The sequence below is a fragment of the Sphingobium sp. TCM1 genome (assembly GCF_001650725.1).
Taxonomy (GTDB): Bacteria; Pseudomonadota; Alphaproteobacteria; order Sphingomonadales; family Sphingomonadaceae; genus Sphingobium.
The window spans coordinates 16,987-43,401 of record NZ_LXVX01000039.1 but is presented as its reverse complement, the minus strand read 5'-3'; the positions used below and the strand labels follow the sequence as shown (position 1 = coordinate 43,401).

Below are 26,415 nucleotides of genomic sequence, written 5' to 3'. Positions count from 1 at the left end.
CTTTTTGTTTTTTCTTTTCCGGAGACGCAGGGATGGAGTTTCAGGTCAAGGACGAGGATCGGACGGAGGCGCAGGACGACATCCTGGTGCCGTTCGAGGATGTCCGTGAACATTTGGTGGTCGTGGGCAACGGCATGGCCGGTTGCCGGGCGGTCGAGGAACTGCTGGCGCGGGATGCGGGACGCTACCGCGTCACCATCTTCGGCGCAGAGCCTTATGTGAACTATAACCGCATCATGCTCTCGCCGGTGCTGGCCGGCGAAAAGAGCTTCGACGACATCATCATCAACACGCGCGAATGGTATGCCGACAATGGCATAGAGCTGATCGCGGGTGATCCGGTGACGGCGATCGACCGCACCGCCAAGACCGTCACGAGCCACTCGGGTCGCACCATGGGCTATGACAAGCTGCTGATCGCCACCGGCTCCGATCCCTTCATCATCCCGGTTCCGGGCAAGGATCTGCCCGGCGTCATCAGCTTCCGCGACATGAAGGATGTCGACACCATGCTTGCCGCCGCCGATGCGGGCGGGGACGCGGTCGTGATCGGCGGCGGCCTTCTGGGCCTGGAAGCCGCGCATGGCCTGACCCTGCGCGGCATGAAGGTGACGGTCATCCACCTGATGGACACGCTGATGGAGCGGCAGCTCGACGAGGCCGCCGGCTGGCTGCTCAAGAGCGCGCTGGAGGCACGCGGCCAGACCATCCTGACCGGCGCCAACACCGAAGCCATCTATGGCGACGGCAAGGTCGAGGGCGTCCGTCTGAAGGACGGCCGCGAAATCCCGGCGAGCCTGGTCGTCATGGCGGTGGGCATCCGCCCGTCGACGGCGCTGGCCCGCGAAGCGGGGCTGGAGGTCAATCGCGGCATCAAGGTCGACGATCACATGGTCACGAGCGACCCCGACGTGCTGGCGGTCGGCGAGTGTGTCGAGCATGACGGCAATGTCTACGGCCTCGTCGCGCCGCTGTGGGACATGTGCCGCAGCCTGGCCGACGGCCTGACCGACCAGCACAGCGGATACAAGGGTTCGGTCACGTCGACCAAGCTCAAGGTCGCCGGGCTGGACGTTTTCTCCGCCGGTGACTTCTCCGGTGGCGAAGGTTGCGAGGATATCGTCCTGCGCGATGCGTCGCGCGGCGTCTACAAGCGGGTCATCGTCAAGGAAGACCGGATCGTCGGCGCGGTGCTCTATGGCGACACGGCGGACGGCGGCTGGTATTTCGACCTGCTGAAGCGCGAAGAGGATGTCAGCGACATTCGCGACCTGTTGATCTTCGGCCAGGCCTTCGCCTCGGGAGGGGGCGCGCTGGACCCTAAGGCGGCCGTTGCGGCGCTCTCGGACGATGCCGAGATCTGCGGCTGCAACGGCGTCAGCAAGGGCCAGGTCGTCGCCTGCATCGAAGCGGGCAATTGCTCCCTCGACGCGGTTCGCGCCGGGTGCAAGGCGTCGGCCAGCTGCGGCAGCTGCACCGGTCTGGTCGAGAATCTGCTTAGCGTGGTGCTGGGCGACGAGGTGAAGTCCGGCCCCAAGACGATGTGCAAATGCACCAGCTTCACCCATGACGATGTCCGTCGCGAGATCGTGGCGCAGAATATGCGCTCGATCCCGGAGGTGATGCAGTTGCTGCACTGGTCGACCCCGGACGGCTGTTCCTCCTGCCGCCCTGCGCTCAACTATTATCTGCTCTGCGCGCTGCCGGGCGAATATCAGGATGACCAGCAGAGCCGCTTCGTCAATGAGCGGATGCACGCCAATATCCAGAAGGACGGCACCTACTCGGTCGTCCCGCGCATGTGGGGTGGCCTCACCAACCCGCGCGAGCTGCGCGCGATCGCGGACGTGGTCGAGAAATATGACGCCCCGATGGTGAAAGTCACCGGCGGCCAGCGCCTCGACATTTTCGGCATCAAAAAGGAAGACCTGCCCGCCGTCTGGGCCGACCTCAATGCCGCGGGCATGGTGTCGGGCCATGCCTATGGCAAGTCGCTGCGCACGGTGAAGACCTGCGTCGGGTCCGAATGGTGCCGCTTCGGCACGCAGGATTCGACCGGCCTTGGCGTCAAGATCGAGCGGATGACCTGGGGGTCGTGGATGCCCCACAAGTTCAAGATCGCGGCATCGGGCTGCCCCCGCAACTGTGCGGAGGCGACGATCAAGGATTTCGGCGTGGTATGCGTCGATTCGGGCTATGAACTGCATGTCGGGGGCAATGGCGGCATCCATGTCCGCGCCACCGACCTGCTCTGCAAGGTCGCGACCGAGCAGGAGGCGCTCGATTATTGCGCCGCCTTCATCCAGCTCTATCGCGAGGAAGCGCGCTATCTGGAGCGCACCGCGCCCTGGATCGAGCGGGTCGGCGTCGACTATATCAAGAGCCGGATCGTCGAGGACGAGGCGGGCCGGGAAGCACTGCGCGCCCGCTTCCTCTATTCGCAAAGCTTCAGCCAGGACGATCCCTGGGCCGAGCGCGCCGCTGGCCAACATGCCGAGCTGCATCAGCATCTCCAGCCCATCTCCATCGCAGCGGAGTGAACGACATGACCGACTGGATCGACATCGGAACGCTGGCCGACATTCCCCAGCGCGGCGCCCGCACGGTGCAGATCGAAGGGCAGAAGGAAATCGCCGTTTTCCGCACCGGCGACGACCAGATCTTCGCGCTGGTCAACGAATGCCCGCACAAGAAGGGGCCGCTGAGCCAGGGCATCGTCCACGGCCACAGCGTCGCCTGCCCGCTGCACAACTGGAACATCGCGCTCAAGACCGGCGAGGCGCAGGGCGCGGACGAGGGCTGCACCCCGACCATCGCGGTCAGGCAGGATGGCGACCGCATCCTCATCGCTCGCCCCGCCGCGCTGAAGGCGGCGGCATGAGCTTTCGGTCCCTGTCGCTGGCGGCAGGGGCCGGGGTGGAGGATGGGTGCCGGCCATCCCTTGCGGCACGCGCCTCCACCCAGTTTTCCCTTTTTGGATCAAGAGGTAAGGCATGACAGAGGCCATCCGCACCACCTGCGCCTATTGCGGCGTCGGCTGCGGCATTTCGGCCACGCCGACCGGGCCGCGATCGGTCATCATCAAGGGCGACGAGGCGCACCCGGCCAATGGCGGGCGCCTCTGCTCCAAGGGCACGCATCTGGGCGAAACGGTGGGGCTGACCGGTCGGCTGCTGCATCCCATGATCGGCAACAAGCGCGCCAGCTGGGACAAGGCGCTGGACCTGGTCGCGAAGAAATTTCGCGAAACCGTCGAACGGTACGGCCCGGACAGCGTGGCCTTCTATGTCTCCGGCCAGTTGATGACCGAGGATTATTATGTCGCCAACAAGCTGATGAAGGGCTTTATCGGTTCGGCGAACATCGACACCAATAGCCGCCTGTGCATGTCGAGCGCGGTCGCCGGGCATAACCGGGCATTCGGCGAGGATGTGGTGCCCGCCAGCTATGACGATCTGGAAGAAGCGGACCTGATCGTCCTGGTCGGGTCCAACACCGCCTGGTGCCACCCGATCGTCTATCAGCGCATCCAGGCCGCCCGTGCCGCGCGCGGCACGAAGCTGGTCGTCATCGACCCGCGCCGCACCGAAACCTGCGAGGGCGCGGACCTGCATCTGGCCGTGAAGCCCGGCACCGACGTCGCGCTGATGAACGGGCTGCTCGCATGGGTAGCGGCGCAGGGCATCACCGATCCGGCCTATATGGCCGATCATGTGAACGCCCCCGAAGGCTTCTGGGAGCATATCCGCGACGGCCACGATCTGTGGACTACGGCGAAAACCTGCGACATCGCGCCCGCGCTGCTGGAACAATTCTACAAGCTGTTCGCCGCCACGCCGCGCACCGTCACCCTGTTCAGCCAGGGCATCAACCAGTCGATCCGCGGGACCGATCAGGTCAACGCGATCATCAACCTCCATCTGGCCACCGGCCGCATCGGCAAGCCGGGCGCGGCGCCCTTCTCGATCACCGGCCAGCCCAATGCCATGGGCGGGCGCGAGGTCGGCGGCCTTGCCTCGACGCTGGCGGCGCATATGGACTTCGCGCCCGACAATGTCGCGCGCGTCGGCCGCTTCTGGGCCGCGCCGACGATGGCGACCAAGCCGGGGCTGAAGGCGGTCGACCTGTTCCGCGCGATCAACGAAGGGCGGATCAAGGCGCTGTGGATCATGGCGACCAACCCCGCCGTTTCGCTGCCTGACGCTGGCCGGGTCCGCGAGGCGCTGGAGGCGGTTCCCTTCCTCGTCGTGTCGGACATCATGGCCGATACCGACAGCTCGACCCATGCCGATGTCCGCCTGCCCGCCGCCGGGTGGGGCGAGAAGGACGGCACCGTCACCAATTCGGACCGCACCGTCAGCCGCCAGCGCCCCTTTTTGGCGTTGCCCGGCGAGGCCAAGCCCGACTGGTGGATCGTCACGCAGGTCGCGCGCCGCATGGGCTGGCGCAACGCCTTCGCCTATGACCGGCCCGCCGACATCTGGCGCGAACATGCGCGCCTGACCGCCTATCAGAATGACGGTGCGCGGCTGCTCAACCTGCGGGCACAGGCGACGATCGGCAATGATGCCTATGACGCGATGGAGCCGTTCCGCTGGGGCGGGGGCAGGGTCTTTGCCGATGGTCGCTTCACGACGCCCGACGGCAAGGCGCGGCTGGTGCTGACGAAGCAGATGGACATTCAGGAGCCGCTGAAACAGTGGCCGATGACGCTCAACACCGGGCGCTATCGCGACCAGTGGCACACGATGAGCCGCACCGGCCTGGCCCCCAAGCTGGCGCGCCACCGCGAGGAGCCGCTGGTGGAAATCCACCCGCGCGACGCCGAGGAACTGGGCATCGTCGACCGCGATCTGGCGCGGGTCCAGACCGCGCAGGGCAACAGCATCTTCCGCGTGCGCGTGAGCGACGGCCAGCGGCCGGGCGAGATCTTCACCCCGATCCACTGGACCGACCAGACCAGCAGCGGCGGCCGCACCGGCCTGTTGCCGCGCCCGTTGGTCGATCCTCATTCGGGCCAGCCGGGTTTCAAGTCGACCCCGGCCAGCGTCGAGAAGGTCGCGACCGAGTGGAAGGGCTTCCTCATCCTGCGCGGGGCGGAGCCGGTGCGGCTGCCGTGCCTCTGGGCGACGAAGATCAGCGTGCCGGGCGGCGCGCTCTACGAGATCGCGGGCAATGGCGATCCTGCGCGGCTGGAGGCGTTCCTGCCCAAGGGCGACCGGGTCGAGGCCATGGACATGACCCGTGGCACCCGCCGCGTCGCGATCATCAGCGAGGGCAGGCTGCGCGGCGTGCTGTTCGTGACGCGCACCGGCCTGCTGCCCTCGCGCGACTGGCTGATCCGCCAGTTGGAGGTCGAAGGGGTGGGCGGCTCGGTGCTCGCCGCGCGCGGGCCGGGCAGCCAGCCGGACAAGGGCGCGACCATCTGCGTCTGCTTCGACATCGGGTTGAACCAGATCGTTGCCGCGATTCGCGACCAGCAACTGGTCGACGTGCCCGCCGTGGGCAAGGCGCTGGGCGCCGGGACCAATTGCGGATCGTGCCGCCCCGCCATCGCCAATATCCTCGCTCAAGCCCAATCCACGCAGGAGACGCTCCATGCAGCCGAATGACCTTATCGCGCCGGGTGAAGTCTGGCTGGTGGGCGCGGGACCGGGCGATCCGGACCTGCTGACCCGCAAGGCGGAAAAGCTGATCGCCGCCGCCGACATCATATTCTACGACGCGCTGGTGGGGCCGGGCGTGCTGGACCTGATCCCGACGGGTGTCGAACAGGTGAGCGTCGGCAAGCGTTCGGGCCGCCACTCCAAGGCGCAGGACAGCATCAACGACCTGCTGCTGGCGGCGGCGAAGGCGGGCAAGCGCGTCGTGCGGTTGAAGGGCGGAGACCCATCGGTGTTCGGCCGCTCGGCGGAGGAGATGGAGCATCTGGCGCGCGACGGCGTGCGCTTCCGCATCTGCCCCGGCATCACCACGGCCAGCGCGGCGGCAGCGAGCGGCCATGCCTCGCTCACCCTGCGCGGCGTGGCGCGCGGGTTGACCTTGGTGACGGCACATCTCAATGCCGGGGAGCCGCTCAAGCTGGACTGGGCAGCGCTGGCGCGGCCGGGCGGGACGCTCGGCATCTATATGGGCCGGGCGGCGGCGGGCGAGATCAGCCGGTCGCTGATCGCCGCCGGGCGCGATCCCGAAACGCCGGTGATGGTGGCGGTCAATGTCTCGCTGCCCAGCGAGCGGCTGATCCGGGGGAAGCTCTCTGCGCTCGCCTTCCTGGTGGCGACGATCAGTGACGAAGACCCGACCCTGCTGCTGATTGGGGAGGCGGTGGCGGGCACGCACTGCCCGACGGACGTGGCAGCGAGCGTGGCGTTGCCGGCTTAGCGCCGACTTCAAGTCCGTTTCGCCCTGTCGGCACAGGCTCAGCCCGAATGGAGTCAGGAGGAAAGGCTAGCCAGATCCTCCGGCCGGTTGATGTTGGGCAGGACCAGTCCCGGCATCTCCACCACCCGCACATGGATGCGGTCCAGCCACCCGGCGATGGAGCGGTTATTCTCCTCGCCCAGATGGGCGTCCAGTTCGAACGCCAGCGAGGTGGGCCACCAGCCGAGCAGTTGCTGGCCTTGCAGGATCGCGGCGCCGTCGCCGATCAGCGCGGCGGGCAGGTCGGCGGGATAATAGGGCATGTCGCAGCCGGTGGTCAGCACGCCGACGAAACCGTGGCTGAGCGCATGGTGCAGCGCCGCGTTGAGGCCGCCCAATGGTCCCATGTCGGAATGCGGCCGGTCGGCCAGCCCGGCGCCTTCGGTGTCGGGGCGGCCGCAGATCACCACCTCCGCCACATGGGGCGCCAGCCCCGCCACGGCATGGTCGAGCAGCCTTTTTCCGTCGAGCAGGGCCAGCGCCTTGTCGCTGCCGAAACGGCTGGAGTGTCCACCGGCCAGAACGGCGCCCAATATCGGTCCGTTGCGCATATCCGCCTCCGTGATAGTCGCCCTCTATAAAGACGGGACTGGCTGCACTATAGCAGATATATGCAGACCCGCCTCGTCGAATATTTCCTGGCGCTGGAGCGCGAAGGCCATTTCGCGCGGGCGGCGGCCCAATGCCATGTGTCGCAACCGACCCTGTCGGCCGGCATCGCGACGCTGGAGGCGCAACTGGGCAAGCGGCTGATCCGGCGCGACCGCAAATATGCCGGGCTGACGGCGGAGGGGGAGGCGATCCTGCCCTGGGCGCGGCAACTGGTGGCAGCGGCGGAGGCGCTGGGGCAGGCTGCGGAAACGGCGCGCGGGCCGTTGAAGGGCGAACTGCGACTGGGCGCGATCCCCGCCGCCATGCCCGCGATCGGCTGCCTCGCCGCAGCGATGCTGGCGCGGCATCCGGGGCTGAATATTTCGGTGCGGGCGCTGACATCCCGGCAGATCGAGCGCGAACTGGCGGCGTTCGAGCTGGACGCGGGGTTGACCTATCTCGATTTCGAGCCGCCCGCCCATGCCCTCTCCGTCCCGCTCTATGTCGAGCGGACCATGTTGGTGAGCGCGGTGACGGGCGTGCCCATTCCCGACCCGCTCGACTGGGCGGCTCTCGCCACGCTGCCGCTCTGCCTGCTGCATCAGGGGATGCAGAACAGGCGGATTCTCGACGCACGGCTGGCCGAGCGTGGGCTGGCGCTGCGACCCCTGGTGACGGCGGACAGCTATGTCGCGCTGCTCGGGCTGGTGCAGCAGGGGCGGCTCTGCTCGATCATTCCGGACAGTCATGCGACACTGCTGGAGGGGCTGGCCTGGGCGCGCACGCGCCCCTTGCCGGATATGGGGGAGGGCAGCCGGGTCGGCGTGATCGTGTCGGACAGCGCGCCGATGGGACCGCTGGCGCAGGCGGTGCTGGGAGTCGCGCGCGAACTGCGCCTGCCGCCGGGATTTCGGGTCGGTTGATAGGATTCTTCTATCAGCCATGGCAGGCTTCGATTTGACCCCTCGGCCGCGCGGGCGCAGGATCGCGGCCAAAATCGGGCCAGGACAGCAGGCCAGGGATGCAGGACATGATGGAAGATTTTGTCACGGAGTGGACCGCGCGCCATGGCGCGACGCGCGATCGGCTGTTGCCGCTGCTCCATGCAGTGCAGGCGGAGGCGGGGCATATCGACGATGCGCTGGTCCCGGCGATTGCGAAGGCGCTGAACCTCAGCCGCGCGGACGTGCATGGCGTCGTCACCTTCTATCATGATTTCCGCCGCGCGGCGCCCGGCCGCCATGTGGTGAAGCTGTGCCGCGCGGAAAGCTGCCAGGCGCGCGGCGGCGCGGCGATCGAACGGGCGGCGGCGCAGCGTCTGGGCGTGGCGATGGGCGAGACGCGCGGCGACGGGCAGGTGGCCCTGGAGCCGGTCTATTGCCTGGGCCTGTGCGCCATCGGCCCCAATGCGCTGGTCGACGGCCGGCCGGTGGCGCGAATCGACGCCGCCGCGCTGGAGCGGATCGCGCTGGAGGTGGCGGCATGAGGGTGTTCGTGAGTCGCGACATGGCCTCCGTCGCGCTCGGCGCGGACGATGTGGCACGCGCCTTCGCCGACGCCGGCTGCAATGTGGTGCGGACCGGGTCGCGCGGGCTGTTCAGCATCGAGCCGCTGGTCGAGGTGGAGACGGACGAAGGCCGCATCGGCTTCGGTCCCGTCGGGCCGGGGGATGTGGCGGCGATACTGGATGGCACGCACGCGGCGCGGCTGGGCCGGGTGGAGGCGCTGCCCTTCTTCGCCTCGCAACAGCGTTTCACCTTCGCCCGCTGCGGCATCACCGATCCGCTGAGCCTTGCCGACTATGCCGCGCATGGCGGCTGGCAGGGGTTGGCCGCGGCGCGGGCGCAGTCGCCACAGGCCGTGGTCGACGCCGTCAAGGCGTCGGGCCTGCGCGGGCGTGGCGGCGCGGGCTTCCCCACCGGCATCAAGTGGCAGACGGTGTTGGATGCGCCCGGCGCCGAGAAATATATTGTCTGCAACGCCGATGAGGGCGACAGCGGCACCTTCGCCGACCGGATGCTGATGGAAGGCGATCCATTCTGCCTGATCGAGGGCATGGCGATCGCAGCCCATGCGGTGGGTGCGGGCCATGGCTATATCTATATCCGCTCCGAATATCCCTATTGCATCACGACCATGCGCGCGGCGATCGACGCGTCGGCGCATCTGGTCGCGCCCTTCGTGCTGGAGGTGCGCGAGGGTGCGGGCGCCTATGTCTGCGGCGAGGAAACGGCGCTGCTCGACAGCATCGAGGGCAAGCGAGGCCAGGTACGCGCCAAGCCGCCCCTGCCGGCGCTGCAAGGTCTGTTCGGCCAGCCGACCGTCATCAACAATGTGCTGAGCCTGGCGGCCGTGCCGTTCGTCCTGGCCCAAGGAGCAGACGCCTATGCGGCGGTCGGTTTCGGCAAGTCGCGCGGCACCATGCCGGTGCAGCTGGCGGGCAATGTGAAGCATGGCGGCCTCTACGAGATCGGCTTCGGCATCACCCTTGGCGAGCTGGTGAACGACATCGGCGGCGGCACGGCGAGCGGTCGCCCGGTGCGCGCGGTCCAGGTGGGCGGGCCGCTGGGCGCCTATTTCCCGCCGTCCATGTTCCATCTGCCCTTCGATTATGAAGCGTTTACGGCTGCGGGTGGCCTCATCGGCCATGCCGGGATCACCCTGTTCGACGACAGCGTGGACATGGCGCATATGGCGCGCTTTGCGATGGAGTTCTGCGCGGTGGAAAGCTGCGGCAAATGCACCCCCTGCCGCATCGGATCGACCCGCGGGGTGGAGATCATGGACCGGATCATCGGTGCGCGCGATGCCGCACCGTCAGGCGCGGGTGGAGCGGTCGGCGGCTATCTCGACAAGGCGCTCTATTCCCGTTCCCCCGCTCGTATCGACACCTCGCTCGACGCGCAGACCGCCCTTCTGCGCGACCTGGCCGATACGATGAAATATGGCTCGCTCTGCGCGCTGGGCGGCTTCACCCCCTATCCGGTGCTGAGCGCGCTCGACCATTTCCCCGAGGATTTCGGCGCTTCTGCGCCTTTGAAGGAGGCCGCGGAATGAGCTTTTCCCGCGAAACCGACCATGGCACCCCACCGGCGCTCGCCACCGGCAACAGCGTCACCCTGACCATCGACGGCCAGAACGTCACCCTGCCCGAAGGCACCAGCATCATGCGCGCCGCCTCGCTGCTGGGCGGCTCCATCCCGAAACTCTGCGCGACCGACAGCGTCGAAAGTTTCGGCTCCTGCCGCCTCTGCCTGGTCGAGGTGGAGGGGCGCAATGGCTATCCCGCCTCCTGCACCACGCCGGTCGCGCAGGGCATGGTGGTCCGCACCCAGAGCGATCGCATCAAGCAGCTGCGGCGCGGGGTGATGGAACTCTATATCTCCGACCATCCGCTCGACTGCCTGACCTGCGCCGCCAATGGCGACTGCGAATTGCAGGATCAGGCCGGGGCGGTCGGCCTGCGCGACGTGCGCTACGGCTATGACGGCGCGACCAACATGGGGCAGGCGAAGGACCAGTCGAACCCCTATTTCGATTTCGATCCCAGCAAGTGCATCGTCTGTTCGCGCTGCGTGCGGGCTTGCGAGGAGGTGCAGGGGACGTTCGCCCTCACCATCGAGAACAAGGGATTCGAATCCAAAGTCGCCGCTTCGCAAGGCGAGGATTTTCTCGGCTCCGAATGCGTGTCCTGCGGCGCCTGCGTTCAGGCCTGCCCGACCGCCAGCCTGATCGAGAAGGCGGTGGTGGAGGTCGGCACGCCCGACCGCGCCGTCGTCACCACCTGCGCCTATTGCGGCGTCGGCTGCACCTTCCGCGCGGAAATGCGGGGCGAGGAACTGGTGCGGATGGTGCCGTGGAAGGAAGGCAAGGCCAATCGCGGCCATAGCTGCGTCAAGGGCCGCTTCGCCTGGGGCTATGCCCAGCATCAGGACCGTATCCTCAACCCCATGATCCGCGCATCGGTGGACGAGCCGTGGCGCGAAGTGTCGTGGGAGGAGGCGATCGCCCATACTGCGTCGGAGTTCCGCCGCATCCAGGCGCAATATGGCACGCGCAGCATCGGCGGCATCACGTCCAGCCGCTGCACCAACGAGGAAACCTTCCTCGTCCAGAAGCTGATCCGCCAGGGGTTCGGCAACAACAATGTCGATACCTGCGCCCGCGTCTGCCACTCGCCGACCGGCTACGGCCTCAAGACCACCTTCGGCACGTCGGCGGGGACGCAGGATTTCGACAGCGTGATGCAGTCGGACGTGATCCTGGTGATCGGCGCCAATCCCACGGACGGGCACCCGGTATTCGCGTCGCGCATGAAGAAGCGCCTCCGTCAGGGCGCGAAGCTGATCGTCGTCGATCCGCGCCGCACCGATCTGGTCAAGTCGCCCCATATCGAGGCGGAGCATCACCTGCCCCTGCGCCCCGGCACCAATGTCGCCATGCTGACGGCGATGGCGCATGTGATCGTCACCGAGAAACTCTATGACGAGGCGTTCATCCGCGCACGCTGCGACTGGGACGAGTTCGTGGACTGGGCGGACTTCGTGTCGCAACCCGCCCGCTCTCCCGAAGCGATCGAGCCGCTGACCGGGGTGAAGGCCGACGCGGTGCGCGCCGCCGCGCGGCTCTACGCGACCGGGGGGAACGGGGCGATCTATTATGGCCTTGGCGTCACCGAACATAGCCAGGGCAGCTCGACCGTCATGGCGATCGCCAACCTCGCCATGGCCACCGGCAATATCGGGCGCGAGGGCGTGGGCGTGAACCCGCTGCGGGGCCAGAATAATGTGCAGGGCGCCTGCGACATGGGCAGCTTCCCGCATGAATATAGCGGCTATCGCCATGTGTCGGACGATGCCACCCGCAAGCTGTTCGAAACCGCCTGGGGCGTTGCCCTCGACAGCGAGCCGGGCCTTCGCATCCCCAACATGCTCGACGCGGCGACCGACGGGACGTTCAAGGGGCTGTTCATCCAGGGCGAGGACATCCTCCAGTCCGACCCCAACACCCATCATGTCGCGGCGGGCCTCGCGGCGATGGAATGCGTGGTGGTGCAGGACCTGTTCCTCAACGAAACCGCCAATTACGCGCATGTCTTCCTGCCCGGATCGACCTTCCTCGAAAAGGACGGCACCTTTACCAACGCCGAACGCCGCATCCAGCGGGTGCGCAAGGTCATGGCCCCACTCAATGGCCCAAATGGCCAGGGCTATGCCGACTGGGAGATCGTGCAATTGGTCGCGAACGCCATGGGCCTCGACTGGACCTACGATCATCCTTCGCAGATCATGGACGAGATCGCCGCGCTCACCCCGACCTTCGCCGGCGTCCATTATGACCGGCTGGACGCGGAAGGATCGCTGCAATGGCCCGCCAATGATGCCGCGCCCGACGGCACCCCGACCATGCACATCGACGGCTTCGTGCGGGGAAGGGGCAAGTTCGTCGTGACCGACTATGTGCCCACGGATGAAAAGACCGGGCCGCGCTTCCCGCTGCTGCTGACCACCGGGCGCATCCTCAGCCATTATAATGTCGGCGCGCAGACCCGGCGCACCGCCAATACCGCCTGGCACCCGGAGGACCGGCTGGAAATCCATCCCAGCGACGCCGACAATCGCGGTCTCAAGGATGGCGACTGGGTGACGTTGCGCAGCCGGGCGGGGGAAACGACGCTGCGCGCGATCCTCACCGAACGGGTCGCGCCCGGCGTGGTCTACACCACCTTCCACCATCCCGAAACGCAGGCCAACGTCATCACCACCGACTATTCGGACTGGGCCACCAACTGCCCGGAATATAAGGTGACGGCGGTGCAGGTGTCGGCGTCCAACGGGCCGAGCGACTGGCAGCGCGACTATGCCGAGCAGGCCCGCCACAGCCGCCGCATTGCGCCGCTGGAAGCAGCCGAATAGGATCGCGGGGATGAGCGACGAAAATGATGTCATGTCGACCGGCGACCGGCTGATCTACATGGCCAACCAGATTGCCCGCAACCTGGCGGCGCAGGGCGAGGCGGAAGCGGTCGCGGCGACGGCGGACCATATCGCCAGCTTCTGGGACCCGCACATGCGCGCGCGGATCGGGCTGCTCGCGGCGGAGAAGCCCGATGCGCTGTCGCCGATCGCGGCCGCGGCCGTCCGCCGGATCGCCCGTTGACCGATCTGCTGGAGCAGGAAACGGCGCTTGTCCGCCTGTCCTTCGATCGGCTGACGCCCGATGGCGCGACGCAGGCGGTCGAGCGCGCGCTGGCGGAAGAAGTGCCGGTCGCGATCGAATTCAACGGCATTGGCTATGCCGTGCTGATGGCGACGCCGCAACATCTGGACGATCTGGTGCTGGGCTTTGCGCTGGCCGAACGGCTGATCGGGCCGGAGGATGCGCCGTTCGATGTCGACGTGCATCGCACCGCGCAGGGCATCATCGCCCGCGCCACGCTGCCACCCGAACGCACCGGCGCGCTGCTGGACCGGGTGCGCCACCGGGCGACCGACAGCGCCTGCGGCCTGTGCGGGATCGAGAATCTGGAGCAGGCGATCCGGCCGCTGCCGCGCGTGAGCGCGGCGACGCGGGCGGATCGCGCGGCGATCTTCCGCGCGCTCGCCGCGCTCGGCGATCATCAGCCGTTGAACGCCGCCACCGGCGCGGCCCATGCCGCCGCCTGGGTCGGGGCGGACGGGGCGATCCGGCTGGTGCGGGAGGATGTCGGCCGGCACAATGCGTTCGACAAGCTGGTCGGCGCGATGATGCGCGCCTGCGCGGGCTGGGACGGCGGCTTCGCGCTGCTGTCCTCGCGCTGCTCCTATGAACTGGTGGAAAAGGCGGCGTTGGCCGATTGTCCGCTGCTCGTCACCATTTCCGCGCCGACGCGGCTGGCGGCCGATCGGGCGGCGGAAGCGGGTCTGCCGCTGGTGGTGCTGGCCCGGTCCGATGCCCTGCTGGCGCGGGAGCCGGGGTGAAGGGCTGAAAGCCAGGCAAATATTCGTCATTCCCGCCTTCGCGGGAATGACGGTAATGGTACGGGTCTAGCGAAACACCCATTGCCGGTTGAGCAGGAAGACGATCCCCGGCGTCACGAAGATCATGGGGGGGATGGGCGACCATGCGGGCCAGCCCATATGGGTGACGCACAACCAGACCCAGAGCGCGTTGAGCGCATAGCTGACCAGCGAGACGGCGACGAACCGCGCCCCGCGCGCGGCGTGGCCGTCATCGGCCTGGCCATGGCCGCGAAAGGTGATGGCGCTGTGCGAGACATAGCCGATGCAGACCGCCGCGCCATAGCCGATCAGGTTGGCGATCTGGACATGCAGCCCCGCAAGCGCGGCGAGGCACCAGTAGATGCCGGCCTGGCAGGCGGTGACGAACAGGCCGGTCAGGCCATAGCGGACGATCTGCCAGAACAGCGCCCGATGTTCGGGCGACAGCCGCTGCGCGAATTTCATGATGGTCCCCGTTGCGCTTTGACGCGCAGCCTCTAATCCACGCGCATGACCTTGCATAGCGGTGAAACCCTGCGCGCGCGCGCCTGCCGGCTGGCGGCGCTCCTGTCCGTCCATGGCGCGCGCCACTGGAAATGGCTGACCTTCCTGCTGTGGATCATCGTCGCCGTCACCTTCGTGGCGACGCGCTGGCCGGCGGTCCACTGGCTGGTGCTCAGCGATACCGACGACAATATCCGCTATGTCCAGGTGAAGGACTGGCTCGCGGGGCAGGGCTGGTACGACCTGCGCCAGTATCGGCTCGATCCGCCGGGCGGGGCCGACATCCACTGGTCGCGCATCGTCGACATCCCGCTGGCCGGGCTGATCCTCTTCTTCCGCGCCTTCGTCGACCAGGGGTTGGCCGATCGTCTCGCCTGCGCCATCGCGCCGCTGCTGCCGCTGCTGCTGCTGATGCTGAGCCTGGGCTTTATCGGGCGGCGGCTGGCCGGACCCAATGGCTGGGTGCTTGCCGTCCTGGCGCCGCTCGCCGCGCAGATGGGGCTGGGCATGTATGCGCCGATGCGGATCGACCATCATGGCTGGCAACTGGCGCTGGCGCTGACCATGCTGGCCGGGGTGATCGACGAAAATCGCCTGCGCGGCGGGGTGATGGCGGGGATAAGCAGCGCGCTGTCCATCGCCATCGGCATGGAGATGATCGTCTATCTGGCGGCGGGCGGCGGCCTCATCGCGCTGCGTTGGGTGTTCCGGCCGGGCGCGGAGCGGCGGATGCTGCCCTATGCGCTGAGCCTGGCGGGCGCGACCTCGCTCTTCTACCTGCTCTTCGCCAGCTACGCCAACCGGGCGATGGTCTGCGACGCGCTGTCGCCCGTCTGGGTGGCGGTGTTCGGCGCGGCGGGCGCGGGCATGGTGATCCTGTCGCTGGCGCCCCTGCGTGGCTGGCCGGCGCGGCTGGCCGCGGGCGCGGTCGTGGGCGGGGCGGTGGCGCTGTTCTTCTGGATGAACTGGCCGCAATGCCTGCGCCCCTATCAGATTTCGCCCGAACTGGAGCGGCTGTGGCTCGCCAATATCCGGGAAGCGAAGCCGATCACCGCGCAGGCGCAAAGCCTGGTCGTGCCGCTGCTGGCGATCCCGGCGGCGGGCCTTGTCGGCCTGCTCTGGGCGCTGTGGGATTCGCGGCGCGATGCGGAACGGCTCTGGGCCTGGGCGACGGTGGGGCTGATGATGCTCTTTTCGACCGCCTTGCTCTTCTGGCAGCTGCGCGCCGGGCCGGCGGCGCAGTTGCTGGCGATCCCGCCCGCCGCGTGGGCCGCGCACCGGCTGGTCGCGGCGGTGCTGACGGGCAGCCGCAGGGCGCGGATCGCGGCGGGCACGGGCGTGGCGCTGCTGGGCCTGATCGCCTTCGCCTATCCGCTCTATCCGCAGGCTGTGACGCTCTGGCAGGAGGCGACGGGCAGCAAGCCCCGGCCATGGCGGCCCTCCGCCATCGCGCGGAACGACGCGATCAAGAAGGCCAATGGCCGTTGCCGCACCCTGCCGGCGCTGGAACAACTGGACCAGCTGCCTGCCGCGACCATCTTCACCATGGTGGACCTCGGCCCGCGCATCCTGGCGACCACGCATCACAGCGCGCTGGCCGGTCCCTATCATCGCAACGGCGCGACGATCCTCGACATCCACCATGCCTTCGACGGTCCGGCGAGCGGCTTCCGCGCGATCGCCGCGAAGCATCATGCCACCTATCTGCTGGTCTGCCCCAATTTTCCCGAAGGCACCATTTATCAGGCGCGCAGCCCGCGCGGCTTCTATGCTGGCCTGATGCGCGGCGAGCGGCCCGACTGGCTGGTCCCGGTGGCGCTCAAGACCGGCATGACCATGCCCTATCAAGTCTACCGGATACTCTATTCACCGTCGGGCGAGAAAGAAGGCCCGCAGCAGCGCTGAGGCCTCGGCCTCGGCGATGCCGCCATAGACATCGGGCCGATGCAGGCATTGCGGCTGGGTGAAGAGGCGCGGCCCCTGCTCGATCGCGCCGCCCTTGGGATCGGCGGCCGCATAATAGAGCCGCGCGATCCGGGCGTGCGATATGGCGCCCGCGCACATCGGGCACGGCTCCAGCGTGACCCAGAGGTCGCAGCCGGTCAGCCGGAAATCGCCGAGCCGCGCCGCTGCCGCGCGCATCGCGACGATTTCGGCATGGGCGCTGGGATCATGGTCGCGCCGGTTGCGATTTTCGCCCTCGCCGATGATCGCGCCGTCCTTCGTCACCACCGCGCCGATCGGTACCTCGCCCGCCGCCTCCGCCGCGCGGGCGAGGTCGAGCGCGCGGCGCATGGGCGCGGGCAGGGGAAAGGGCGGAGCCATCCCCCGCCGTTACAGGATGATGCAATCGGGTGAAAGGATTGGGCGACATTAGGCGCGCACGCGATGCAGAGCCGGCCCGATGCCCCGCTCGGCCACCCAACGGCAATATTATATGGGTGGTTGGGTGGGAGGAGCGGGCCGGTGCCGCACCGCGCCGAAGGCGCATCAGACAGCGTTCACGGCTTCTTCACGTCCACCGTGGGCACTTCGACCGTTTCGTTGCGCGTGCCGACCTCGACCTTGGCCACGCTCGCTTCATATTTGGGCAGCGCGCCTTCCTTGACCGCGATTTCGGGCAGGCGACCCTCCTGCGTCTTTTGCAGGTCGATGAAGCCCGTGGCGATGCCGCCGGCCAGTACGAGCAGAATGATGAGCAGCAATCCACCAATGATTCGCATATCCGCCTCCCTTGGGCTAGTTGCCCTTTCAACGCGCTGGACCGCCAAGGGTTGCGATCCAGCCTTGCTGCGGGTTGACGGGGACAGGGAATCCCGTTATCGGCGCGGCTTTCCGAACGAACCCGAATTCAAAGGTTGATTGACTATGTCGCGCATTTGCGAGCTGACCGGCAAGGGTCGCCAGGTGGGTCACAATGTTTCCCACGCCAATAACAAGACCAAGCGTGTGTTCCTGCCCAACCTGCAGAACGTCTCGCTGATCTCCGAAGCGCTGGAAACCAGCGTCAAGCTGCGCGTGTCGACCCATGGTCTGCGCTCGGTCGAGCATAATGGCGGGCTGGACAACTGGCTGCTCAAGACCAGCGACGACAAGCTGTCGCTGAAGGCGCGTCGCCTGAAGCGCGACATTGCCAAGAAGAAGGCCGCCGTCGCGGCCTGATTCGTTTCGATTCGTTTCGGCATAAGGAGCGGCCCCTCACCGGGCCGCTTTTTTGCGTTCAGAATGGGGCCGGGTCAGTCCAACCCGAATTTCAGCAGCAGCGTGCGCTGGAAAAATTCGTGATTGTCGTCGGAAATAACCCAGAGGACCGGCCGGCCGGCCTCGCGGGTCAAGGCCATGCCTTCGAAATTGTCGGCTAGCAGCGGCGGCGCGAGCCGGGCGAGGGTGCGCGCCTTGAGCAGCGCGCCCGGCTCCATCCGCTCGGGCAGGTCGACGATCGCGATCGTCGCGGTGAACAATTCCTGCAAGGTCAGCCGGCGGTTCAGCACCAGCAGGTGCCGCGCATCCAGCGCCACCACGTCGGTCGGGCGATAGCCCTGCGGCGGCGCATAGCGCAGATGAATGGGGTCGGCCGTGCCATGGTCGGCCGGATCGCCGGGGAAGAGCAGCACCTCGTGCCGCCCGTCCGGCGTCATCCCCATCTCCCCGATCGCCAGGAAGCGGCCGTCCGGCAGGCGGGAGAGCGATTCGATCGACCCGGTCTTGGGCCAAGCGACCAACTCGGGCCAGGTCCGGCATCCCTCGACGCGGGCGAAGCCGGGGGAATAGCGGCAGATGGCCTGCTCCAGTTCGAAGCCGACCCAATAGCGGTCGCTGGCAGGGTCATGAGTGATCGATTCGGCATCCCATGCCCACCAGGGGCGGTGTCGGTCCTGGGCGCGTACCGGCAGCGGGGCGATGAAGGGCCGTCGCCGTGGCGGGCCGGCCCCGACATGGAATCCCATCAGCACACCGGAATCGCTCAGGCCCAGCAGGTCGCCCGTCGGCGACGCCAGCAGCGCGGAAATGCCGCCGAAGCCCGGATTGGCGCTGCGCAGCTCCCAGCCGCCCAGATAGCGGAGATCCCCGGCCCGCCGCGCCGCCGGATCGCCGGCATTCAGCGCGAGCGCGCGCGCCGTGACGAGCAGCGCGCCGGGGTGCACGCCTTCCGGTTTGCCGGGGGGAGGGGCTGGCAGCAGCAGGATGGCGAGCGCCAGCACGATCAGGATTCGCGTCATTATCCCGTGCCATAGGCGATTATCCGGCAGGACGCAGCAAAGCAGTGGCAGGCCGTTTGCAGGTGAACGGCGGCTGACGGCGACATTCAGGCGCGGCTCAAGCTGAATCGCCCATAAGGACGTCAATCAATGGCGAATCCCGTTTTCCGGACCCTCGCCCATGATGATGGCTTATGGAAGGAGCAACGCCATGAAAATGAAGTTTCTAGTGAATATGGGAGCCGCTCTGGCGATGGGCGCTGCTTCCCTGGCCGTCACCGCCACGCCGGCCATGGCCCGCGACGGCTATTATCGCGGCTATGAGCGCGGCGATTATTATCGTGGTGATCGCGGCTACCGTGGCGATCGCGGCTATCGCGGCGACTATTATCGCGGCTACCGCGGCGATCGTTATTATCGCAACAATTATTATCGCGGTGACCGCTATCGTGGCGGCTATCGCTGCCGGGACAATGGCACGGGCGGCACCATCATCGGCGCGATCGCCGGTGGCCTGCTCGGCAATGAAGTCGGCAAGGGTTCGGGCCGCTATGGCCGCCGGGGCGATGGCACCACAGGGGCGATCATCGGTGCCGGCGTGGGCGCGCTGGCGGGCCGGGCGATCGACCGCAACTGCTGAGCCGATGCGACGCTGAACAACGGGAAGGGCCGTTCCGCAAGGAGCGGCCCTTTATCGTGCCGCTGTTTCGGGGATGGGCGTGGGCACCATGCGGCGACGATCGGCCGCCGCTGCCGCCCGCGCTGCGGGATTCAGCCCCGCCTCGTCTCGCGCCGCGCCGCTCCGGGCGTCGAGCAGGGCGGCTGCTTCGTTCAGCGCGCGCGCCTCGCTGGCGCTGACGCCGCCGACGCCATCGTCCGGCTCCGCGCCACATCCGGCCAGGGCGACCAGCGCGCAAAGGATCGCCCGTCGGCGGTGCATCCTGTCTCTCCCATGAAAAAGGGCCGCACCGTTGCCGGCGCGACCCTTTTCCGAAATCTTCCCGAAAACGGGACTTACATCGCGTTGGCGACGTTGTTGGTCGCGTTCGACGCAGCGTTCGCGGCATTGTCGGCAGCGTTCAGCGCGGCGTTCATGGCGTTGTCGGCAGCGTTCGAAGCATTCTCGGCGGCGTTGGCAGCGTTGTTCGCGGCGTTTTCCGTGCCGCCCGAGCAGGCAGCGAGGCCGAGCGAAGCGGCGAGAACGAGCGAAAGAGCAATCGACTTGGTCATGGGCAACAACCCCTCTCTGAGAAAAAAAAGATGCAGACCACTCTCGGAGAAAAGCTCACCCCCCATTGCGCCTGCGTCGCGATTCGTAATGCTTTGGAAAGAGCAAGGCAATCCCATTCATGCAAATCGGGGTGGTTGCGCTACCTCCTTTGGCTCGCGAGTCGCGGAAATGAGGAGCATTGACGCATATAAAGATTTCTTTATATGATGGCGCCATGCTGTCCGCTCTCGACATTTTCCGCGCTCTGGGCGACCCGACGCGGCTGCGGATCGTCCACCTGCTGCGGGCGATGGAACTGGCCGTGGGCGAGATCGCGCAGGTCGTGGGGCAGAGCCAGCCGCGCGTGTCGCGCCATGTCCGCATCCTGGCGGAAGCCGGGCTGGTCGAACGCCGCAAGGAGGGAAACTGGGTCTTCCTGCGGCTGGGCCGGGGCGGGGAGGTCGCGCCCTTTCTCGACCTGTTCGACCGGTTGACCCCGTCTGAGGGCGAGAAATTGTGGCAGGCGGCGGACCTGGCCCGGCTGGCGGCGGTCCGGGCCGACCGCGCCAGCGCGGCCGAAGCCTATTTCGCCGAACATGCCGAGGAATGGGACGCGATCCGGTCGCTCCATGTGCCCGAGGCGCAGGTGGAGGCGGCGATACGCAGCCTGCTGGCGCGCGAGCCGATCGGCCATCTGCTGGACGTCGGCACCGGCACTGGGCGGATGATCGAACTGCTGGGCGATGCGGCGGATCAGGTGACGGCGCTTGATCGCAGCCCCGACATGCTGCGGCTCGCCCGTGCCAAGCTGCCGCAGGATGCGGGCGACAAATATGCGCTGCTGCTGGGGGATTTCCTGGACCTGCCGTTGGCGCCCGGCAGCATCGACACGGTCGTGCTCCACCAGGTGCTGCATTATGCACAGGCGCCCGAGGTGGTGATTGCCGAGGCGGCGCGGGTGACGGCGGCGCAGGGGCGGGTGCTGATCGCCGATTTCGCGCCGCATGAACGCGAAGAGCTGCGCGTGCGCGACCAACATGCGCGGCTGGGCTTTGCCGACGAACAGATCGAACGCTGGTTCGCGCAGGCGGGCCTGGAACTGGAACGGGTGGAAACGCTGCCCGGCCAGGAACTGACGGTGCAACTCTGGCTGGGCCGGCGCCGGAGCGCGCGCGTCCTGCCCATCGAAGGACGGATTTCCGCATGACCCTCAATGATCCTGCTGCACCGCTTTACGCGGATCTGGCCGGCGACTGCCATGTCAGTTTCGAATTCTTCCCGCCCAAGACGGAGAAGATGGAAACGCAGCTCTGGTCGGCGATCGAAACGCTGACGCCGCTGGCGCCCAAATTTGTGTCGGTCACCTATGGCGCGGGCGGTTCTACGCGCGAGCGCACCCACAACACTGTCGCCCGGATCGCGCAGGAAACGCCGCTGGCGGCGGCCGCCCATCTGACCTGCGTCGCCGCCAGCAAGGGCGAGATCGCAGAGATCGCCGACGCCTATTGGGAGGCGGGGGTGCGCCATATCGTCGCGCTGCGCGGCGATCCGCCCGAAGCGGGCGGCCGGTTCGAACCGCACCCGGACGGTTACGCCGGCGCGGCCGATCTGGTCGACGGTCTGATGCGCCAGCATCCGTTCGAAATTTCGGTGTCCGCCTATCCCGAAGTCCATCCCGAAGCGGCGAGCGCGCAGAGCGACCTCGACAATCTCAAGCGCAAGCTGGACGCCGGGGCGACCCGCGCCATCACGCAATTCTTCTTCGCGCCCGAAACCTATTTCCGCTTCCTCGACCGGACGGCGGCGGCGGGGATCAGCGCGGACATCGTGCCGGGCATCATGCCGGTCAGCAATTTCGCCGCGACCCAGCGCATGGCCGCCATGTGCAACACCGACGTGCCCAGCTGGATGGCGCGCCTGTTCGAGGGGCTGGACGATCATCCCGCCGCCCGGCAACTGGTGTCGGCCACGATCGCGGCGGAACTCTGCCGCAAACTCTATGAAGGCGGCGTGCGCGACTTTCATTTCTACACGCTCAACCGGGCGGAACATAGCTACGCGATCTGCCACCTGCTCGGGCTGCGGCCCAATGCAGCGGCGGTCGCCCAATCGGAGAAGGCAGCATGAGCGCCGAAGCACAGTTGCGCGCCCTGGCGGCGGAAAAGATCCTGATCTTCGACGGCGGCTATGGCACGTCGATCCAGAAACATGGCCTGACCGAAGCCGATTATCGCGGGTCGCTGGACCTGGCCAAGGACCAGAAAGGCAATAACGACCTGCTCTGCCTGACCCGGCCCGACATCGTCGAGGGTATCCACACCGCCTATCTCGACAATGGCGCCGACATGATCGAGACCAACACCTTCTCGTCCACCAAGATCGCCATGGCCGATTATGGCTGCGAACATCTGGTGTGGGACATCAACGTCGCCGCCGCGAAGATCGCCCGCAAGGCGTGCGAGGCTGCGACCGCGAAGGACGGCAAGCCGCGCTTCGTCTGCGGCTCGATCGGCCCGACGAACAAGACGCTCAGCATCTCGCCCGACGTCAACGATCCGGCCTATCGCGAAGTCGATTATGATACGCTCAAGGCCGATTATCGCGAGCAGTGCGACGCGCTGATCGCAGGAGGCGTCGATTTCCTGCTGGTCGAAACCTGCTTCGATACGCTCAATGCCAAGGCGGCGGGCATGGCGGCGCGCGAGGCGGAGGCAGCGGCGGGCCGCGCCGTGCCGCTGATGCTCAGCTTCACCATCACCGACATGTCGGGCCGCAACCTGTCGGGTCACACGATCAACGCCTTCTGGTATTCGCTGCGGCACCTGAAGCCGCTCACCATCGGCGTGAACTGCGCCTTCGGCGCGGACCTGCTGCGGCCTTATTTGAGCGAATTGTCGAAAAATGCCGACACGCTGATCCTGGCCTATCCCAATGCGGGCCTGCCCAACGAACTGGGCCAATATGACGAGCTGCCGGAAACCACCGCCAGCCTCATCCGCCAGTGGGTGGATGAGGGGCTGGTCAACATGGTCGGCGGCTGCTGCGGCACGACGCCCGCGCATATCGGCGCGGTGGCCAAGGCGTTGGCGGGGCACAAGCCGCGTGTCGTGCCGGAACTGCCCGTGGTGACAAGGCTCGCAGGCCTCGAACCGATGCACATCGCGGCCTGACCATAGTTCCCCTCCCTTCAGGGAGGGGTTAGGGGAGGGCCTGTAAACGCTTGCTCTCCGACATGCCCTCCCCCGACTCCTCCCTGAAGGGAGGGGAGAGAGAATCAGATGACCCAGAAATCGACCGCCACCTTCGTCAATATCGGCGAACGCACCAACGTCACCGGCTCGGCCAAGTTCAAGAAGCTCATCATGGCGGGCGACTATGCCGCCGCCATCGACATCGCGCGCGAGCAGGTGGAAAATGGCGCGCAGATCGTCGATGTCAACATGGACGAAGGGCTGCTCGACGCGGTCGAGGCGATGACCACCTTCCTGAAACTCATGACATCGGAACCGGACATCAGCCGCGTCCCCGTCATGATCGACAGCTCAAAATGGGAAGTCATCGAAGCCGGGCTGAAATGCGTCAGCGGCAAGCCGGTCGTCAACTCGATCAGCATGAAGGAGGGCGAGGAGGCCTTCCTGCATCATGCGAAACTCTGCATGGCCTATGGCGCCGCCGTGGTCGTCATGGCCTTTGACGAGACCGGCCAGGCCGACACGAAGCAGCGCAAGGTCGAGATTTGCGAGCGCGCCTACAAGCTGCTGATGACCATCGGTTTCCCGCCGGAGGACATCATCTTCGATCCCAATATCTTCGCCGTGGCGACGGGGATCGAAGAGCATAACAATTACGGCGTCGACTTCATCGAGGCGTGCCGCGAGATCAAGGCGCGCTGCCCGCACGTCCATATCTCGGGCGGCCTGTCCAACTTCTCCTTCTCCTTCCGCGGCAACGAGCCGGTCCGCCGCGCGATGCACAGCGTCTTCCTCTACCACGCCATCCCCGCCGGGCTCGACATGGCGATCGTCAATGCGGGCCAGCTCGACGTCTATGACGCGATCGACCCCGCCCTGCGCAAGGCGTGCGAGGATGTCCTCCTCAATACCGACCCCGAAGCCGGCGACCGCCTCGTCGCGCTCGCGGAATCCTTCAAGGGCAAGGACGCCGCGTCGGAAAAGGCCGCGCAGGAATGGCGCGGCTGGCCGGTCGCCAAGCGGCTGGAACATGCGCTGGTCAAGGGCATCGACATGTATGTGGTCGAGGATACGGAAGAAGCCCGCCTCGCCGCCGAAAAGCCCATCCAGGTGATCGAAGGCCCGCTGATGGACGGCATGAACGTCGTCGGCGACCTGTTCGGCGCGGGCAAGATGTTCCTGCCCCAGGTCGTGAAATCCGCCCGCGTCATGAAGAAGGCGGTTGCCCATCTCCTTCCCTATATCGAGGCCGCCAAGGAACCCGGCGCCAAGGGCAAGGGCAAGATCATCATGGCCACGGTCAAGGGCGACGTTCATGACATCGGCAAGAATATCGTCGGCGTCGTGCTGCAATGCAACGGCTTCGAGGTGGTCGACATGGGCGTCATGGTGCCCTGGCAGGACATCCTCAAGGCCGCGAACGATCATGACGCCGACATGATCGGCCTCTCCGGCCTCATCACCCCCTCGCTGGACGAGATGGTGACGGTGGCGGTCGAAATGCAGCGCGCGGGCATGACCATGCCGCTGCTGATCGGCGGCGCCACCACGTCGAAGGTCCATACCGCGCTGCGCATCGACCCCGCCTTCACCGGCCCGGTGGTGCATGTGCTGGACGCCAGCCGCGCCGTCGGCGTCGCCACCGCGCTCGTCTCCGAAACGCAGAAGGAGGATTTCGTCCGCAAGACCAAGGACGATTACGACCATGTCCGCAAGGCGCGCGAGGGCAAGGGCCAGAGCCAGCTGCTCAGCATCGAGGATGCCCGCGCCAACGCCTTCGACATGGACGAAAGCCTCAAGGCCCCGCGCCCCCTGCTGCCCGGTGTCCATACATTCCCCGACTGGGATCTGAAGGATCTGGTGCAGTATATCGACTGGACCCCCTTCTTCCGCGCCTGGGAACTGGCGGGCAATTACCCGGCGATCCTGGACGATGCGGTGGTGGGCGAAAGCGCCCGCAGCCTCTTCGCCGACGCGCAGAAGATGCTGGACCGGATCGTCAGCGAAAAATGGCTGACCGCGCGCGGCGTCGCGGGCCTGTGGCCCTGCCGCCGCGAAGGCGACGACATCGTCGTCCATGTCGAGGACGAGAAACATTATCGCCTCCCCATGCTGCGCCAGCAGATCGCCAAGCGCGAAGGGCGGGCCAATATGTGTCTCGCCGACTTCATCAGCCCGAACGGCGACTGGATGGGCGGTTTCGCCGTGTCGATCCACGGCATCGAGCCGCATCTGGCCCGGTTCAAGGCGGCGATCGACGATTATTCGGACATTCTGCTGAAGGCGCTGGCCGACCGCCTCGCCGAAGCCTTCGCCGAACGGCTCCACCATTATGTCCGCACCGCGCTCTGGGGCTATGCGGAGGGGGAGCAGCTGACCAACGAGGCGCTCATCAGGGAGCAATATCGCGGCATCCGCCCCGCGCCCGGCTATCCCGCCTGCCCGGAACATAGCCTCAAGCCCATCCTGTTCGACATGCTCGACGCCCATCACGCGACCGGCATCACCCTGACCGAAAGCTTCGCCATGCTGCCGACGGCGGCGGTCAGCGGCTTCTATTTCGGCCACGCCCAGGCCGAATATTTCGGCGTCGCCCGCGTCGGCCGCGACCAGATGGAAGATTATGCGCAGCGGCGCGGCATCGACCTCGACACGGCGGAACGCTATCTGCGGCCGAACCTGGACTGATCCCTCTTTACGCCCCTCCCGTTTCCGGGAGGGGCAGCGAGACTTGCACGCGTAGCGCGCCAGTCGCAGCGGGGTGGGCCATGCGCCCCGCGATAAAGCGCATCGCCGTCGGCAAAAGAGACTGGCGGTCCGTCCCCCAATCCCTATCTCCCCTCGATGAAGATCTTCACCATCGGCTATGAAGGCGCGACGCAGGCGGAACTGATCGCGACGCTGACGCAGGCGGGCGTGCGCCTGCTGGCCGATGTCCGCGCGGTGCCGCTGTCGCGGCGGCCCGGCTTCTCGAAGAACATCCTCGCCGCCGGCCTGCGCGAAGCGGGGATCGACTATGTCGGGCTCAAGGCGCTGGGCACGCCTGCCGAAGGGCGGGAGGCCGCACGCAAGGGCCACCACGCCCGCCTCGCCGAAATCTACGCCCGCCAGCTCGACCTGCCGGAGGCGATCGTGCAGGCGGAACAGCTCAAGGACATGGCGGCGGAAACGCCCACGGCCCTGCTCTGCTTCGAACGCGATCCCGCAGCCTGCCACCGTTCGCTGCTGCTGGACGCGGTGCTGCCCGACGCGGAGCAGGTGGATTTGTTTGTGGGGTAGTGGCCGTTAATGGCCGATGGCGGAATGTCGGCTTAACGCCC

Annotated in this window: 25 protein-coding genes; 18 read left to right on the top strand and 7 right to left on the bottom strand. The window is 67.0% G+C overall.

The annotated features are described in order from the left end of the window. The first annotated feature begins 32 nt into the window (after positions 1-32). The 4 genes from nirB (at position 33) to cobA (ending at position 6,381) form a co-directional block, all read left to right on the top strand. On the top strand, positions 33-2,540 hold the full coding sequence (nirB, locus tag A7Q26_RS20765) for a nitrite reductase large subunit NirB (RefSeq protein WP_066863908.1): 2,508 nt from the start codon (positions 33-35) through the stop codon (positions 2,538-2,540). 5 nt (positions 2,541-2,545) lie between these two features. After that, entirely contained in the window at positions 2,546-2,881 is a 336-nt protein-coding gene (gene nirD, locus A7Q26_RS20760; RefSeq protein WP_066865199.1) for a nitrite reductase small subunit NirD, read from the top strand. Between the two features lie 112 nt (positions 2,882-2,993). After that, positions 2,994-5,612, top strand: coding sequence for a nitrate reductase (locus A7Q26_RS20755; RefSeq protein ID WP_066863905.1), 2,619 nt, complete (start codon positions 2,994-2,996; stop codon positions 5,610-5,612). Beyond that, on the top strand, positions 5,599-6,381 hold the full coding sequence (gene cobA, locus A7Q26_RS20750) for a uroporphyrinogen-III C-methyltransferase (RefSeq protein ID WP_066863901.1): 783 nt from the start codon (positions 5,599-5,601) through the stop codon (positions 6,379-6,381). The genes A7Q26_RS20755 and cobA overlap by 14 nt, the downstream gene beginning before the upstream one ends. 53 nt (positions 6,382-6,434) lie before the next feature. On the opposite strand, the gene mobA is transcribed toward cobA, so the two are convergent. Next, positions 6,435-6,971, bottom strand: a complete 537-nt coding sequence (gene mobA / locus A7Q26_RS20745) for a molybdenum cofactor guanylyltransferase (RefSeq protein WP_066863898.1) — start codon at positions 6,969-6,971, stop codon at positions 6,435-6,437. A 60-nt stretch (positions 6,972-7,031) separates the two neighbouring features. Between mobA and A7Q26_RS20740 the strand changes: the two genes are divergently transcribed. The 6 genes from A7Q26_RS20740 to fdhD all read left to right on the top strand — a co-directional run bounded on the left by A7Q26_RS20740 (position 7,032) and on the right by fdhD (position 13,970). Then, positions 7,032-7,934 (top strand): LysR family transcriptional regulator, encoded by a 903-nt coding sequence (locus A7Q26_RS20740; protein WP_066863895.1) that lies wholly within the window; start codon positions 7,032-7,034, stop codon positions 7,932-7,934. Between the two features lie 110 nt (positions 7,935-8,044). Then, positions 8,045-8,497 (top strand): NAD(P)H-dependent oxidoreductase subunit E, encoded by a 453-nt coding sequence (locus A7Q26_RS20735; protein WP_066865196.1) that lies wholly within the window; start codon positions 8,045-8,047, stop codon positions 8,495-8,497. Further along, positions 8,494-10,068: a formate dehydrogenase beta subunit gene (locus tag A7Q26_RS20730; RefSeq protein ID WP_066863892.1), complete on the top strand. Its 1,575-nt coding sequence runs from the start codon at positions 8,494-8,496 to the stop codon at positions 10,066-10,068. Before A7Q26_RS20735 ends, A7Q26_RS20730 begins: the two co-directional genes overlap by 4 nt. Further along, complete coding sequence (fdhF, locus tag A7Q26_RS20725) at positions 10,065-12,926, top strand: formate dehydrogenase subunit alpha (protein WP_066863889.1); 2,862 nt, start codon at positions 10,065-10,067, stop codon at positions 12,924-12,926. Before A7Q26_RS20730 ends, fdhF begins: the two co-directional genes overlap by 4 nt. Before the next feature lie 10 nt (positions 12,927-12,936). Then, positions 12,937-13,170, top strand: a complete 234-nt coding sequence (locus tag A7Q26_RS20720) for a formate dehydrogenase subunit delta (protein WP_066863886.1) — start codon at positions 12,937-12,939, stop codon at positions 13,168-13,170. Then, positions 13,167-13,970 (top strand): formate dehydrogenase accessory sulfurtransferase FdhD, encoded by an 804-nt coding sequence (fdhD, locus tag A7Q26_RS20715; RefSeq protein ID WP_232313886.1) that lies wholly within the window; start codon positions 13,167-13,169, stop codon positions 13,968-13,970. The genes A7Q26_RS20720 and fdhD overlap by 4 nt, the downstream gene beginning before the upstream one ends. Before the next feature lie 66 nt (positions 13,971-14,036). Here the strand turns inward: fdhD and A7Q26_RS20710 are convergent, their stop codons facing one another. After that, complete coding sequence (locus tag A7Q26_RS20710; RefSeq protein WP_066863884.1) at positions 14,037-14,456, bottom strand: GtrA family protein; 420 nt, start codon at positions 14,454-14,456, stop codon at positions 14,037-14,039. A 45-nt stretch (positions 14,457-14,501) separates the two neighbouring features. Here A7Q26_RS20710 and A7Q26_RS20705 point away from each other — a divergent pair, with 45 nt between their 5' ends. Further along, complete coding sequence (locus A7Q26_RS20705; protein ID WP_066863882.1) at positions 14,502-16,400, top strand: hypothetical protein; 1,899 nt, start codon at positions 14,502-14,504, stop codon at positions 16,398-16,400. Here A7Q26_RS20705 and A7Q26_RS20700 read toward each other — a convergent pair. Together A7Q26_RS20700 and A7Q26_RS20695 are read right to left on the bottom strand one after the other, a co-directional pair. Further along, a complete protein-coding gene (locus A7Q26_RS20700) occupies positions 16,362-16,820 on the bottom strand; it encodes a nucleoside deaminase (RefSeq protein WP_066863879.1) in 459 nt (152 codons plus the stop codon). The two genes, A7Q26_RS20705 and A7Q26_RS20700, sit on opposite strands and share 39 nt — an antisense overlap. Before the next feature lie 176 nt (positions 16,821-16,996). Beyond that, entirely contained in the window at positions 16,997-17,218 is a 222-nt protein-coding gene (locus A7Q26_RS20695; protein ID WP_066863877.1) for a hypothetical protein, read from the bottom strand. 145 nt (positions 17,219-17,363) lie between these two features. On the opposite strand from A7Q26_RS20695, the gene rpmB reads away from it, so the two are divergent. Next, positions 17,364-17,657 (top strand): 50S ribosomal protein L28, encoded by a 294-nt coding sequence (gene rpmB / locus A7Q26_RS20690; RefSeq protein ID WP_066863875.1) that lies wholly within the window; start codon positions 17,364-17,366, stop codon positions 17,655-17,657. A gap of 74 nt (positions 17,658-17,731) precedes the next feature. On the opposite strand, the gene A7Q26_RS20685 is transcribed toward rpmB, so the two are convergent. Then, positions 17,732-18,715 carry an esterase-like activity of phytase family protein gene (locus tag A7Q26_RS20685; RefSeq protein ID WP_066863872.1) on the bottom strand — a complete coding sequence of 328 codons (984 nt, stop codon included), beginning with the start codon at positions 18,713-18,715 and terminating at the stop codon, positions 17,732-17,734. A gap of 190 nt (positions 18,716-18,905) precedes the next feature. Between A7Q26_RS20685 and A7Q26_RS20680 the strand changes: the two genes are divergently transcribed. After that, positions 18,906-19,334, top strand: coding sequence for a glycine zipper 2TM domain-containing protein (locus tag A7Q26_RS20680; protein WP_066863869.1), 429 nt, complete (start codon positions 18,906-18,908; stop codon positions 19,332-19,334). 51 nt (positions 19,335-19,385) lie between these two features. On the opposite strand, the gene A7Q26_RS20675 is transcribed toward A7Q26_RS20680, so the two are convergent. Together A7Q26_RS20675 and A7Q26_RS20670 are read right to left on the bottom strand one after the other, a co-directional pair. Beyond that, positions 19,386-19,634 carry a hypothetical protein gene (locus A7Q26_RS20675; RefSeq protein ID WP_066863867.1) on the bottom strand — a complete coding sequence of 83 codons (249 nt, stop codon included), beginning with the start codon at positions 19,632-19,634 and terminating at the stop codon, positions 19,386-19,388. 74 nt (positions 19,635-19,708) lie between these two features. Beyond that, positions 19,709-19,924: a circumsporozoite protein gene (locus tag A7Q26_RS20670; protein ID WP_066863864.1), complete on the bottom strand. Its 216-nt coding sequence runs from the start codon at positions 19,922-19,924 to the stop codon at positions 19,709-19,711. A gap of 215 nt (positions 19,925-20,139) precedes the next feature. On the opposite strand from A7Q26_RS20670, the gene A7Q26_RS20665 reads away from it, so the two are divergent. From A7Q26_RS20665 to A7Q26_RS20645, 5 genes are all read left to right on the top strand, one after another. Beyond that, on the top strand, positions 20,140-21,111 hold the full coding sequence (locus A7Q26_RS20665; protein ID WP_066863862.1) for an ArsR/SmtB family transcription factor: 972 nt from the start codon (positions 20,140-20,142) through the stop codon (positions 21,109-21,111). Continuing rightward, a complete protein-coding gene (gene metF, locus A7Q26_RS20660; protein ID WP_066863859.1) occupies positions 21,108-22,031 on the top strand; it encodes a methylenetetrahydrofolate reductase in 924 nt (307 codons plus the stop codon). The genes A7Q26_RS20665 and metF overlap by 4 nt, the downstream gene beginning before the upstream one ends. After that, positions 22,028-23,074, top strand: coding sequence for a homocysteine S-methyltransferase family protein (locus A7Q26_RS20655; protein WP_066863856.1), 1,047 nt, complete (start codon positions 22,028-22,030; stop codon positions 23,072-23,074). The genes metF and A7Q26_RS20655 overlap by 4 nt, the downstream gene beginning before the upstream one ends. A 108-nt stretch (positions 23,075-23,182) precedes the next feature. Next, complete coding sequence (gene metH / locus A7Q26_RS20650) at positions 23,183-25,783, top strand: methionine synthase (RefSeq protein ID WP_066863853.1); 2,601 nt, start codon at positions 23,183-23,185, stop codon at positions 25,781-25,783. A gap of 156 nt (positions 25,784-25,939) precedes the next feature. Continuing rightward, positions 25,940-26,374, top strand: a complete 435-nt coding sequence (locus tag A7Q26_RS20645; RefSeq protein WP_066863851.1) for a DUF488 domain-containing protein — start codon at positions 25,940-25,942, stop codon at positions 26,372-26,374. The last annotated feature ends 41 nt before the right edge of the window (positions 26,375-26,415 follow it).